Source organism: Sphingobium sp. CR2-8 (genome assembly GCF_035818615.1).
Taxonomy (GTDB): domain Bacteria; phylum Pseudomonadota; class Alphaproteobacteria; order Sphingomonadales; family Sphingomonadaceae; genus Sphingobium.
This window is the reverse complement of sequence record NZ_JAYKZY010000002.1, coordinates 1632670-1645223: the sequence shown is the minus strand read 5'-3', so window position 1 is coordinate 1645223 and position 12554 is coordinate 1632670. Positions and strand designations below refer to the sequence as shown.

At 63.5% G+C, this 12554-nt stretch carries 13 protein-coding genes and 2 pseudogenes; 10 read left to right on the top strand and 5 right to left on the bottom strand.

Features of this window, described 5'->3' with window-relative positions; genetic code table 11:
• Positions 1–80: 80 nt before the first annotated feature.
• A complete protein-coding gene (locus U5A82_RS12005) occupies positions 81–764 on the top strand; it encodes a DUF2490 domain-containing protein (protein ID WP_326291106.1) in 684 nt (227 codons plus the stop codon).
• Positions 765–976: 212 nt separating this feature from the next.
• Here the strand turns inward: U5A82_RS12005 and U5A82_RS12000 are convergent, their stop codons facing one another.
• Entirely contained in the window at positions 977–1720 is a 744-nt protein-coding gene (locus U5A82_RS12000; protein WP_326291105.1) for a hypothetical protein, read from the bottom strand.
• A gap of 158 nt (positions 1721–1878) precedes the next feature.
• Between U5A82_RS12000 and U5A82_RS11995 the strand changes: the two genes are divergently transcribed.
• Entirely contained in the window at positions 1879–2100 is a 222-nt protein-coding gene (locus U5A82_RS11995) for a hypothetical protein (protein WP_326291103.1), read from the top strand.
• A 32-nt stretch (positions 2101–2132) separates the two neighbouring features.
• Entirely contained in the window at positions 2133–2999 is an 867-nt protein-coding gene (rarD, locus tag U5A82_RS11990) for an EamA family transporter RarD (protein ID WP_326291101.1), read from the top strand.
• Positions 3000–3057: 58 nt separating this feature from the next.
• On the opposite strand, the gene U5A82_RS11985 is transcribed toward rarD, so the two are convergent.
• Positions 3058–4389: a dihydroorotase gene (locus U5A82_RS11985; RefSeq protein ID WP_326291099.1), complete on the bottom strand. Its 1332-nt coding sequence runs from the start codon at positions 4387–4389 to the stop codon at positions 3058–3060.
• Positions 4390–4475: 86 nt separating this feature from the next.
• Between U5A82_RS11985 and ygfZ the strand changes: the two genes are divergently transcribed.
• Both ygfZ and U5A82_RS11975 read left to right on the top strand, forming a co-directional pair.
• The gene (gene ygfZ / locus U5A82_RS11980) at positions 4476–5213 is read left to right on the top strand and encodes a CAF17-like 4Fe-4S cluster assembly/insertion protein YgfZ (protein ID WP_326291098.1); all 738 of its coding nucleotides are present in this window, start codon (positions 4476–4478) and stop codon (positions 5211–5213) included.
• Positions 5214–5311: 98 nt separating this feature from the next.
• Positions 5312–6051, top strand: a pseudogene (locus tag U5A82_RS11975) (glutaminyl-peptide cyclotransferase).
• Here U5A82_RS11975 and U5A82_RS11970 read toward each other — a convergent pair.
• The gene (locus U5A82_RS11970; protein WP_326291097.1) at positions 6048–6506 is read right to left on the bottom strand and encodes a DUF983 domain-containing protein; all 459 of its coding nucleotides are present in this window, start codon (positions 6504–6506) and stop codon (positions 6048–6050) included. The pseudogene U5A82_RS11975 and the gene U5A82_RS11970 overlap by 4 nt on opposite strands.
• 136 nt (positions 6507–6642) lie before the next feature.
• Here U5A82_RS11970 and ychF point away from each other — a divergent pair, with 136 nt between their 5' ends.
• The 4 genes from ychF (at position 6643) to U5A82_RS11950 (ending at position 10166) form a co-directional block, all read left to right on the top strand.
• On the top strand, positions 6643–7743 hold the full coding sequence (gene ychF, locus U5A82_RS11965; protein WP_326291096.1) for a redox-regulated ATPase YchF: 1101 nt from the start codon (positions 6643–6645) through the stop codon (positions 7741–7743).
• A gap of 7 nt (positions 7744–7750) precedes the next feature.
• Entirely contained in the window at positions 7751–8272 is a 522-nt protein-coding gene (locus U5A82_RS11960) for a DNA-deoxyinosine glycosylase (protein WP_326291094.1), read from the top strand.
• A 68-nt stretch (positions 8273–8340) separates the two neighbouring features.
• Positions 8341–9627, top strand: a complete 1287-nt coding sequence (locus U5A82_RS11955; protein WP_326291093.1) for an alkaline phosphatase family protein — start codon at positions 8341–8343, stop codon at positions 9625–9627.
• 71 nt (positions 9628–9698) lie between these two features.
• Positions 9699–10166, top strand: coding sequence for a MaoC family dehydratase (locus U5A82_RS11950; RefSeq protein ID WP_326291092.1), 468 nt, complete (start codon positions 9699–9701; stop codon positions 10164–10166).
• A 10-nt stretch (positions 10167–10176) separates the two neighbouring features.
• Here the strand turns inward: U5A82_RS11950 and U5A82_RS11945 are convergent, their stop codons facing one another.
• Together U5A82_RS11945 and mutL are read right to left on the bottom strand one after the other, a co-directional pair.
• The gene (locus U5A82_RS11945) at positions 10177–10683 is read right to left on the bottom strand and encodes a hypothetical protein (protein WP_326291091.1); all 507 of its coding nucleotides are present in this window, start codon (positions 10681–10683) and stop codon (positions 10177–10179) included.
• Positions 10684–10687: 4 nt separating this feature from the next.
• Positions 10688–12354 (bottom strand): annotated as a pseudogene (gene mutL / locus U5A82_RS11940) (DNA mismatch repair endonuclease MutL).
• Here mutL and U5A82_RS11935 point away from each other — a divergent pair.
• Positions 12253–12474 carry a hypothetical protein gene (locus tag U5A82_RS11935; RefSeq protein WP_326293019.1) on the top strand — a complete coding sequence of 74 codons (222 nt, stop codon included), beginning with the start codon at positions 12253–12255 and terminating at the stop codon, positions 12472–12474. The pseudogene mutL and the gene U5A82_RS11935 sit on opposite strands and share 102 nt — an antisense overlap.
• Positions 12475–12554 lie beyond the last annotated feature (80 nt).

The following is a 12554-nucleotide window of genomic DNA, read 5'->3' as shown; positions in this document are numbered from 1 at the left end:
AAACGGGATAGAAACGCGCGCGCATTAAAAGGGCGGATAGCCGCGTGATGCGGCTCGCTTATCCCGGTTACAGGAACATCATGCGTCGCTACTTTGTCTGCCTGTCCACCTGCCTTGCGCTGATCGCCATGCCCGCCAGCGCGGCAACCCGCGAGGACGAGCAGTTCTGGCTCAACCTGACCGCGATGGGATCGGTCAAGGATGAGCTGGTCTATTTCGCGGAAGTCCAGCCACGCGTCGGCGATGGCCTGTCGCGGATCGACCAGTCCATCTTTCGCGGGGCGCTGGGCTGGAAATTCTCCCCGTCCATCACGCTGTATCAGGGCTATGCCCATGTCGTCGTGCCGATCGAGGGCGGCAGGGACGTCAATGAGGAACGCAGTTTTCAACAGCTGAACTGGGCGCTCGGCAAGCCCTGGGGTGGCGAATTGTCGTCGCGTTCGCGGATCGAACAACGGTGGCGGTCGGACGGGCACGATATGGGCTGGCGCCTGCGTGAGATGCTCCGCTATGAAAAGCCGCTACGGCCCGGCAGCGATGCGGTCAACGCGCTGGTCTATGCGGAGGGGTTCGTCGCGCTTAACGACACGGACTGGGGCGCGCGTGGCGGCTTCGACCAGCTGCGCAGTTTCCTGGGCGCGGAAATCGGCCTGCCGGGGGCGTCGACGCTGGAGGTCGGCTATCTCAACCAGTTGGTAAACCAGCGCGGGGGCAACACGCGCGTCAATCATGTGGCGTCGGTGACGCTCTTCTTCCGGCACTGACGACGCAATCGGGTCGACGGCGCGATCGCCACAACGACGTCACTACCGCTTTTCTATAATCTTATTGCAATGGCAAGTCCTTGATTACAAATGCAAATAGGACGGGCATCGTTCACATTCGATGACAAGCCATAAAAATCCATTGGATTACAGGGACTTGCAATCGGCCTATGCGTCGATACTGTCCGACTCGCTGTCTCAAGACGCGCCTCTTACCGCCCGTTGTCGGCGATGATATCCACGCTGGTCTTGCCCCCTGGGGCGTCGGTGAAGACGATGAAATAGGCGCTGCCGTCGGCACCGCGCGTGCCGCCCAGCACATGGTCGCCGCCCATGATCTTATGCTCGCCATCATAGCCCGCACGGCGGGCGACCGTATAATAATAGTCCATCACGCCCTGCCGGGGTGCAGGCGTCACGAAACTCGCCGCACGCAGGGTGCAGCCATCGACCTGCGCACCGGCCGCTTCGGTCAGTTGCGCGCCTGGATAGAGGCCGAACGGTTCAGGCAGGCGTTGCGCCCATTCCATGCCGTAGCTGAGTTTCTTGCTGCAATTGGCGTTGCCGCCACGCCGCCCGGCCTGTTCGCGCACCACCGCGCCCAAGGTGACGGTCGACGCCATCGCTTCGCCCTGGGTCGCGGCAGGTGCGGCCAGCAGCTTGCCGCCCGCCAGCTTGACCGCCTGTGCCTGCGCCGCGCCTGCGTCGCCGCCCAGCAACGGGACCGCGCCATTGGCGGTCCTGTCGGCGGACCGCACGGCGTTGCGGTTGGACTGACCGACCAGTTGCGGATCGACCACGATCGGGTCGGCCAAGGCGCCCTTGAGCGCGGGATCGGTCGCGTTGTTCGTCAGCTGCGCGTCCAGCGCGGCGAGATTGGCGTCCTTGTCCCCCTTGCCGCAGGCGGCGAGCGCCAACACCAGAGATATCATGCCTACAGACCGGAAACGCGCCATCCTTCACTCCTTCGTAAACGAGCCCTGAAGAACAAAGGTAAATTTTGCGTTAGGACTTATGGTGAATCTGCCGCTTATTCCGCGTTATAGCCAGTCCTGATTGACTGGCCTTGGCCCATTGTCTTGCTCTGGGACAGTCTTGCCGACATATAGGGGCGATGCTGAACATATTGTCGGGCTTTATCGGCCTTGTCACCCTCATCCTCATGATCCCGGCAGTGATTCCGCTGCTGGGCGCGCTCAACTGGATATTGGTGCCGATGGCGCTGTTCGGCGCGTTCATCGGCATGATCTCGTCCAGGAATGGCGGGCGGAATTTCTGCCTGATCGTCGCGGCCTTCGGGGCTCTGCGCCTGTTCATGGGCGGGGGCATTTTCTGACGGACGAACAACAGGCGACGCGGCGGGGGCTGATGGCGGCGTTTGCGGCCTATGGCCTGTGGGGCCTGCTGCCGCTATTCTTTCGCCTGCTGCACCATGTCGATCCGGTCGAGATCGTCACGCAGCGCGTCCTTTGGTCGCTGCTGCTGATCGTCGCGCTGCTCGCCCTGCGAAAGGGATTGCCGGATTTCTTCACGACCCTGCGCGATCGACGGCTGATGCTGCCGCTTGCCGGGTCGGCTTTCATGATCGGGATCAACTGGCTGACCTATGTCTGGGCCGTGAATGACGGGCATGTCGTCGCGGCCAGCCTGGGCTATTTCCTCAATCCGCTGATCGTCGTCATGCTGGGCGTGACGGTGTTCAAGGAAAAGCTGCGGCGCGCGCAGATGCTGGCGATCGGTATAGCCGCGATCGGGGTCGCGATCCTCGCTGCGGCGGCGTTGACGACGTTGTGGATCAGCCTGTCGCTCGCGTTCAGCTTCGCCTTTTACGGGCTGCTGCGCAAATTGACGCCGGTCGCGCCGATGATCGGGCTGGGCGTGGAGACGGCGTTGTTGACCCCGCTCGCCATCGCCTATCTGGTGTGGGAGCTAAACCATGGTGGCGTCGGCTTCGGCCAGGATGCGCCTACCAGCGCGCTGCTGATAGCATCGGGCGCGGTGACTACCGTGCCGCTGGTTTTGTTCGCAGTCGCCGCGCAGCGCCTGCCGATGGCGACGCTGGGCCTGATGCAATATCTGGCTCCGACTCTGCAATTTCTGTGCGGGGTGGTGTTGTTCGGCGAGACGCTCAGTCGCGGCCAGATGGCGAGTTTCGGGCTGATCTGGCTGGGCCTGATCCTGTTCGCCAGCGACGGTATCACCCATGCGCGGCGTCGTGATCGCGTAGCGGCGTAAGGCAGGGGTACAGCCACACGCAGAGGACTGGACCCCGGCCTTCGCCGGGAAACCATCCTTAGCGAAATTCTGTAGCCTCGAACCGCACCGCTTCGCCGATCGCAGCGTTGGCGAGCGCGTCTTCCCACATCACCGTGTTGCCGCGAATGATCGTGCCGACCGCCTTGCCGGTCAGTTGATCGCCCTCGAACGGGGACCAGGCGCAGCGCGAGGCGAGCCAGTCGCTGCCCACGGTCCAACGCTTTTTGAGGTCCACCACCGTGAAGTCGGCATCATAGCCGAGCGCAATCCGCCCCTTGCCGGTCAGGCCGAACACGCGCTGCGGCCCCGATGACGTCAGTTCGATGAAGCGGCGCAGCGACAGCCGCCCTTCCGCCACATGGTTGAGCAGCAACGGCACCAGCGTCTGGACGCCGGGCATGCCGCTGGGCGAGGCGGGATAGGTCTTCGCCTTCTCCTCCTTGGTGTGCGGCGCGTGGTCGCTGCCCAGCACGTCGGGCACGCCCTGGTTGAGCCAGAACCACAGGCCGTCGCGATGCGCGCCGGACCGGATGGGCGGGTTCATCTGCGCATAGGTGCCCAGACGCGGATAGGCGTCCTCGCCCGCCAGCGTCAGATGCTGGGGGGTGACTTCGCAGGTCGCGATATCCTTGTTCTGGCCGATATATTCCAGTTCGGCCGGGGTGGTGATATGCAGGATATGGATACGACGGCGCGCCTTGCGGGCCAGCGCGATGATCCGCTTCGTCGCGATCAAGGCGCTTTCGTCATCGCGCCAGACGGGGTGAGTCGATGGATCGCCCTCCTCCGCATGGATTTTGCGCGCGTTCATCCGCGTCTCATCCTCGGCATGGATGGCGACCCGGCGCGTGCCGCTTGCCAGTACGCGCGAGAGGGCGTCGTCATCGTCCACCAACAGGCTGCCGGTCGATGCGCCCATGAAGATCTTGACCCCCGACGTGCCAGGGATGCGTTCCAGTTCGCGAAGCTGCTCGGCATTGTCCGCCGTCGCGCCGACATAGAAGGCATGGTCGCACCACATGCGATGATGCGCGCGCTTCAGCTTGTCATGCACGCGTTCGGCGGTGTCGGTGTTGGGATTGGTGTTGGGCATTTCGAACACGGCGGTGATGCCGCCCAGCACCGCGGCGCGGCTGCCCGATTCGAGGTCTTCCTTATGCTCCAACCCTGGCTCGCGGAAATGGACCTGGCTGTCGATGCAGCCGGGCAGCACGTCCAGGCCGGTGCAGTCGATCAGCTCGCCCGCATCGCCCAGGGACGTACCGATCGCCACGATCTTCCCGGCTAGGACGCCCACATCCACGCTCTCCGCGCCGCCCGGCGTATGGACGGTGCCGTTCTTGAGGATCATGTCGTAGGTCTGGGTCATAATAAAATCTCCGTTCGGTTCGAGCGAAGTCGAGAACCGTGCGTATGCGCCTTGGCTAAGTCGTGCTGCCGTCCTACCTAAAGCCGATGACCGGCACCACCCTAAGCGACCGCACGATCCTGAGAATTTCCGGCGAGGAGGCCAAGCCTTTTCTCCAAGGCCTGCTGACCCGCGACGTGCTGACGCTCCAGCCGGGCCAACCGCGCTGGAGCGGACTGCTGACGCCGCAGGGCAAGGCGCTGTATGATTTCATCCTTTGGGGGGACGGCGACGATGTGCTGATCGATTGCGAGGCGGCGCAGGCCGAGGCGCTTGCGAAGCGGCTGATCCTCTATCGTTTGCGACGCAAGGTGACGATCGCCCGCGAAGAGGGCCTTGCCATCCACTGGTCGCTTGATGCTTTTGACCAGCCGCTCGACCCGCGCCTCCCCGCGCTCGGCCATCGCTGGATCGCGCCGGCGAGCGATGGCGACGCCGCACCGGCCTTCCGCGCTCATCGCCTTTCGCTGGGCATATTCGAAGGGGCGCAGGAATTGGGGCAGGACCAGACGCTGTGGCTAGAAACCAATGCGGAGGAACTGCACGGCGTCGATTATGACAAAGGCTGCTACGTCGGGCAGGAAAATACCGCCCGCATGCATTATCGTAACAAGGTGAGCCGCCGCCTCATCGCCGTGCCGCTGGCGCAAGCGGATGAGAAGCGGCAGCGTGCGGCATTGCCGGACATGGACCTTTCGGTCGAGTTGCACCGGGTGGAGAATATAGATCCCGCAATTTTGCCCGCATGGCTTGCCGAGGCGATCGAAGGACAGGCGGCGGAATGAAGGCGCAGTTTTCACCACACCCACCCCGTTCGGTTCGAGCCTGTCGAGAACCCTCGCGCAAAGGTTCTCGACAGGCTCGAACCGAACGGAAATGGTGGATTGGCGCTTTCGCCTGGCTTGCGATCCTGTCCACGTCCGCCGCTGCCGACACATCCTGGAAATTGGTCGCCACCCACCCGCATGACGCCAGCGCCTTCACCGAAGGCCTCTTCTACCATGATGGCGCACTCTATGAGAGCACCGGGCTGGAGGGGCAGTCGGACATTCGCAAGGTCGCGATCAAGACCGGCAAAGTCCTGCAACGCCGCGTGATCGCCCCCCCTATTTCGGTGAAGGGATCGTCAACTGGGGCGGCAAGCTGGTCAGCCTGACCTGGCGGCATCGCCGGGGGTTCGTCTGGAATTTGTCCGATTTCAAGCCGCTGTCCGACTTCCGCTATGACGGTGAAGGTTGGGGCATGACGCAGGATGGGCGCAGCCTCATCATGAGCGATGGCACCGCGCAACTGCGCTTCCTCGACCCCGACAGCCTGACCGAACAGCGCCGGATCACCGTGACCTGGAACGGCCGCGCGGTCGATCGCCTGAACGAACTGGAATATGTGAAGGGGGAGGTGTGGGCCAATATCTGGTATGATACCCGGATAGCCCGGATAAATCCTACGACCGGCGCGGTCGTCGACTGGATCGACGTCGGTCCGTTGCGCAAGGTGGCGGGCGTGACCGATAGCGAAGCGGTCGCCAACGGCATCGCCTATGACGCAACGAAGGATCGCGTCTTCATCACCGGCAAGAACTGGCCGAAACTGTTCGAGATCAAGGTCGAAGCCAAGCCCTAGTCGCGTGGCTCTCCCCCATGCAGCTTCGCCCATAGCGCGCCGGTGCCGGCTTCCTGCGCACTGTTGGTGAACTGGGCGGCGATCAGCCAGCCCTTGATCGGCCGCATCGGCAGGAGCGTCGTCAGGATCAGCACCGGCACGCCCACGGCCAGATGCACCCACAGCCCTGGCCGCGCCATGATCTCCAGCATGATGATGAAGACCACGCCCGGCACGCAGGCGAACAACTGCACGAACACCGCGGGACCATCGGCCGGATCGGCGAAGCTGTAGTCCAGATCGCAGACCTCGCACCGATCGCGCATCGTCAGGAAACCGGTGAAGATATGCCCCTCGCCGCAGCGCGGGCAGCGGCCGAACGCGCCGGTTTCATGCGCGGGGCGCTTTTTCCACGCCCGCCCCTTCTGGTCGATCCAGTGGGTTTCTCGGCTCGGTTCGATGCTCTCTTGGGTCATGATCCTCTATGCGGCCAAAGCGACGCGCTTATCAATCGCGCCTTTTGTCCACCCCCCTGTCGCGTCCAAGGCTGGCCTTTATCTGCACAAAGCGCTATCGGGCGCGCAAATCTTTCCGATCTTGTAAGGCAGTCAAATGGGTTTTCGTTGCGGTATCGTCGGCCTCCCCAATGTGGGCAAGTCCACCCTGTTCAACGCGCTGACCGAAACGCAGGCGGCGCAGGCGGCCAACTATCCCTTCTGCACGATCGAGCCGAATGAGGGCCGCGTTGCGGTGCCCGACGATCGGCTCGACACGATCGCAAAGATCGGCGGCAGCGCGAAGATCATCGAAACGGAGCTCAGCTTCGTGGATATCGCGGGCCTGGTGCGCGGCGCGTCGAAGGGCGAAGGGCTGGGCAACCAGTTTCTGGCCAACATCCGTGAAACCGACGCCATCGTCCATGTGCTGCGCTGTTTCGAGGATGACGACATCACCCATGTCGAGGGCAAGGTCGATCCGATCGCCGACGCCGAGACGGTCGAGATGGAATTGATGCTGGCGGACCTGGAAAGCCTGGAAAAGCGCGTTCCAAACCTCGCCAAGAAAGCCGCGCAGGGCGACAAGGAAGCGAAAGCCGCCGCCACCGTGCTGGGCCAGGCGCTGGACCTGCTGCGCGAAGGCAAGCCCGCCCGCCTCACCGTGCCGCGCGACGAAGAAGAAGATCGCCTGTTCAGGCAGGCGCAGTTGCTGACCGCCAAGCCGGTCCTCTACGTCTGCAATGTCGAGGAAGACGCTGCATCGGAGGGCAACGCCTTTTCCGCGCGCGTGTTCGAAAAGGCGAAGGTGGAAAATGCCAGCGCCGTGATCGTATCCGCCGCGATCGAGGCCGAACTGGTCACCATGCCTGTCGAGGAACGCGCCGAATATCTCGAAGCGCTGGGCCTGACCGAAGCGGGCCTCGCGCGCATCATTCGCGCGGGTTACGAACTGCTGGGCCTCATCACCTTCTTCACCGTGGGACCGAAGGAAGCGCGTGCCTGGACCGTGGCGAAAGGATCGAAGGCGCCCCAGGCGGCAGGCGCGATCCATACCGATTTCGAAAAGGGCTTCATTCGCGCCGAAACCATGGCCTATGCCGACTATGTGCAATATAATGGCGAAGCCGGGGCCAAGGAAGCGGGCAAGTGGCGGTCCGAAGGCAAGGAATATGTGACGCAGGACGGCGACATCATGCTGTTCCGTTTCAACGTCTGATCGCGGCATGGCGCTGCGGATCGGCCAGATGCCTGCGATACGCAAGGCCGCCTTTCCGCCCAGCGTCGATGCAAACACCCGCGTCCTGATCCTGGGCAGCCTGCCAGGCGATGCCTCGATCAAACAGGGCGAATATTATGCCCATCGCGGCAATGCCTTCTGGGATTTGCTGGGCGGTGTGCTGGACGAAGATCTGCGGGCCGCATCCTATGCGATGCGGCTGAAAAGGCTGCGGGCGCTGGGCATCGGCCTGTGGGACGTGATCGAAAGTGCGGATCGATCGGGTAGCCTGGATAGCAGCATCAGAGGCGCGGAACTGCGCGATCTGGGATCGTTCGTGGAACGGCTGCCGACGTTACGGGCGATCGGGTTCAACGGGAAGACGGCCAGCCTGCACGGACGGCGGCAGCTGGGCGAACGGCCGGGCGTGGCGCTCATCGACCTGCCCTCCTCCAGCGGGGCCTATGCCAGCCTGTCGCGGGAGGCGAAGCGGACCGTCTGGTTGACCCTCCGCGAGCATCTCAAATGAAACGTCACTTTACCGTCATCGGATGACTGCTAAGCGATTGGCATTCGTAAAATAGAAGAAGAGTCGCCATGCCGCCCCGTTTTCTTGCTCCTGCTTTGCTCGCCCCTGCTTTACTCGTTCTGGCCGGGTTGAGTGCCTGCACCACCGCCGCAATTGACCGCCCCGCCCCGACCGCCCAAGCCGAGCAACGTGCGCCGGTCACGATATTGGTGTCGATCGACGGCTTTCGCGCGGATTATCTGCAACGCGGGGTGACGCCAAATCTGGCAGCCTTGGCGGCAGACGGCATCGAAGCGCCTATGCGTCCTTCCTTCCCGACCAAGACTTTCCCCAATCACTGGGCGATCGTCACCGGCGACCGGCCCGATCGCAACGGCATCGTCGCCAACAACATGGAAGACGCGGCACGACCGGGCGAAAAATTCACGATGGCGAGCGACGATCCCTTTTGGTGGAACGATGTCGAGCCGATCTGGGTAACGGCGGAAAAGGCGGGGGTCCGCACCGCGACGATGTTCTGGCCCGGGTCTAACGTCCCCTGGGGTGGCACGCAGGACAAAGCCTGGCCGCATGACATTCATAGTGGCACCCGGCCAGGCGACTGGGCACAGTTCAATCAGCAGATCGGCGGGACGCAACGCGTTAATATGGTGCTCGATGTGTTGCGCCGTCCCGCCGATATCCGTCCGCGCTTCGTGACGCTTTATTTCGACACGGTCGATACGGTCGGCCATGTCAAAGGCCCGGATGCGCCGGAAACGACCCAGGCGCTGGCGGAGGTGGACGCCCATATCGGCGAACTGGTCGCGGGACTGAAGGCGATGGGCCAACCTGTCAATCTGGTGGTGGTCGCCGACCATGGCATGGCCGCGCGATCGACCGACCGGATCATCGCGTTGGACAAGATTGCGAACCCCGCAGACTATCGGATCGTGGAAAGCGGGCCCTACGCCAGTATCGTGGCCCTGCCGGGGCGCGAAAAAGCGCTGGAGGCCGCGCTGCTCAGATCCATTCCGCACATGCAATGCTGGCGCAAAGGGGAGATACCGGCACGCTTCCACTATGGCACCCACCGTCGCATCCCGCCTTATTTCTGCCTGGCCGAAACCGGTTGGGAAATTCAGCCGAGCGCGCCCAAGAGCGAGGTGACGGGTGGCAATCACGGCTGGGACGATCGCGCGCCTGAAATGCAAGCGTTGTTCATCGCCAACGGACCGGCTTTCGCTAAGGGCGCAAAGGCACCGACGGGATTCGCCAATGTCGATGTCTATCCGCTGCTCGCGCGCCTAATCGGCGTGACGGCGCGTTCGTCGGATGGCGACCCAGTCGCATTGGCCGGTCTACTCGCCCATTGAAGGCCGTTCCTGACATTGACGTAAACGGAAAGCAACGGTAGGCCATCGTCCGTAATAACAGGAGACGGGTGATGGCGGATGACATTCTCTATTTCGAGGATATCGCGATCGGCGACGGGTTCGATTTCGGTCCGCTGACCATATCGCGTGATGAGACGATCGCCTTCGCGGCAGAGTTCGACCCGCAGCCTTTCCATCTGTCCGACGAAGCGGCGGCGGCCACCCATTTCGGTACGCTTTCGGCCAGCGGATGGCATACGACCGCGCTGTTCATGAAGATGTTCGTTGCGGCAATGCAGGACAATCCGGGCCAGCAGGCCGCCAGCCTGGGGGCGATTGGCGTGGACGAATTGCGCTGGTTGCGCCCGGTTCGGCCCGGCGACACCTTGCATGGGCGAAGCGAAGTGATCGACAAAAGGCCGTCGCAAAGCCGTCCGGAAATGGGGATCGTCCGCAACAAGGTGACGATCCTGAACCAGGACGACAAGCCGGTGCTGACGATGATCCCGATCGCGATGTGGCGCACCCGTCCGGTGTGACGGGGCGGGCCTAGCGAACGGGCTGGTTCGCCGTTGCATCGGCGGCCATTACCCGCATGGATGGCCCCTTCGATCCCGCGATTTGGACGATGTGCCGCCCCGCCGCCAGATTGAACCAGACGATCTTACGGATGCCCGAACAGGTCGGACCATGCCCATGCTCAACCGATGTCTGCGCGGTCTGATCGGTAATGACATCAATCCAGGCCGGACCATCCAGCGCGATGCCGACACGCGCCGCCTGTTTGATCGACAGGGTGAAAAGTCCGGCATATCCGTCCTTTGCGCCTTTGCCGGGCTGCGCGACGAACTGGACATAGGCCGTGGGGGTCAATGTGGCGACGACGGGCTTGCCCAGGATCAGCGCCGGTGCGCCGTCTGCTTTTGCACCGGCCTTGGCCTGCCCGCTTTGGGTCCAACTGGTCCAGGGTTCGGATAGCGGCGCTGGCGTGGCACAGGCCGGATCGATCGCGGGCGTCCCCACCGTCGCTAACAGAAGAGCGGCCAGGATCGTCATCGTTTCATTTCCTTCCGAACAATTTCTCTATGTCGCCATGGCCCAGTTTCACCCAGGTCGGCCGTCCATGATTGCATTGGCCCGATCGCGGAGTCACTTCCATTTCGCGCAGCAGCGCGTTCATTTCCGCGACGCTCAGCACCCGCCCGGCCCGGACCGACCCGTGGCAGGCCATGGTCGCCGCAACGAGATCGAGCCGCTCCTTCAACGATAACGCACTGTCATAGGCGGCGAGATCATCGGCCAGATCGGTGACGAGGCCCTGCACGTCCGATTGGCCCAGCATCGCCGGGACCGACCGCACCAGCATGGCCGACGGGCCGAACCGCTCCAGGTCGAGGCCGAATTCCCGCAGTTCAGCGATCCGCGCTTCCAGCCGGTCGCAGGCGGGTTCTTCCAGTTCCACGACTTCGGGCAGCAACAACGCCTGCGACGCAACGCCCTGCCCTTCCATGGCGCGGCGCATCCGTTCCAGCGTCAGCCGCTCATGGGCAGCATGCTGGTCGACGATCACCAGACCGTCCTCGGCTTCCGCCACGATATAGGTACGCGCGACCTGCCCCCGCGCCACGCCCAGCGGGAAGCTGCTGCCTTCGGGCGGCGGCGCGGCGGCGGGTTCGGCGCGCGCCTGCGGCGGCGGAGTGATGAAGGATGCGCGGCGATCAGCCAGAGAGGAGGGCGCGAACTGGCTATAGCTGGCAGGGGACAATGCCGCCGCTTCGAAGATCGGCATCGATCCGATGGGTGTCGGAGAAACGGGTTCGGGCTTCCAGGCAGACAGCGCGGCCGGGTCGGCATGCTGGACGGCGCGAAACCCCTCCGCATCGAGCGCGCGGCGCAGGCCTGACACGATCATGCCGCGGATCATCGTCGGATCGCGAAAGCGCACTTCCGTCTTGGCCGGATGGACGTTCACATCCACCTCCTGCGCGGGCACGTCCAGGAACAGGGCGACCACCGGATGCCGATCGCGCGCCAACATGTCGGCATAGGCGCCGCGCAACGCGCCGATGAGCAGTCTGTCGCGGACCGGGCGACCATTGACGAACAGATATTGATGATCGCCCACCCCGCGATTGTAGGTTGGGATCGACGCCACGCCGGATAGTTGCACGCCCTCCCGCTCCAGGCTGACGATGACATGATTGTCCGCCAGCGCCCGGTCGGTCAGGCCAGCGACGCGCTCCTCCCGCGACTCTCCGCCCTGCACGCCCAGCACCCGGCGACCATCATGTTCGACCGAGAAGGCGACGAGGGGATGCGCCATGGCGAGCCGACGGACGATGTCGAGGCAGGCCGCATATTCGGCCTTTGCCGAGCGCAGGAACTTACGCCGGGCGGGCACTTTACCGAACAACTGCTCCACCGTGACCCGCGTGCCCGGTGGGAGGGCGGCAGGCCCTTCCGCCACCAGCTGGCCATTGTCGACCGTGCGGTTCCATCCATCCTGGCCGGACGGACGACTGTCTATCGACAGACGCGCGACGCTGGCGATCGAAGGCAGGGCCTCCCCCGAAAACCCAAAGTCGCTACATTTTCAATGGCATCGTCAGGCAGTTTGGACGTGGCATGCCGCTCCAGCGCCAGCGCCATGTCGACCGAATCCATGCCACAGCCATCGTCGCTGACCTCTATCCGGTCCAGCCCGCCATGGGACAGGCGTATCGCGATGCGAGTCGCGCCAGCATCCAAAGCGTTTTCAACGATTTCCTTGAGCGCGCTGGCGGGTCTTTCGACCACTTCACCGGCAGCGATACGATTGACCAGATGTTCGGGCAGACGGCGTATTGACATTGATTAGGGACTAGCCCAATCGAGCGCTTTCCGCGAGCCGCGATCCTGAATTTTTTGCACTGCAAGGCGCAAGGAAA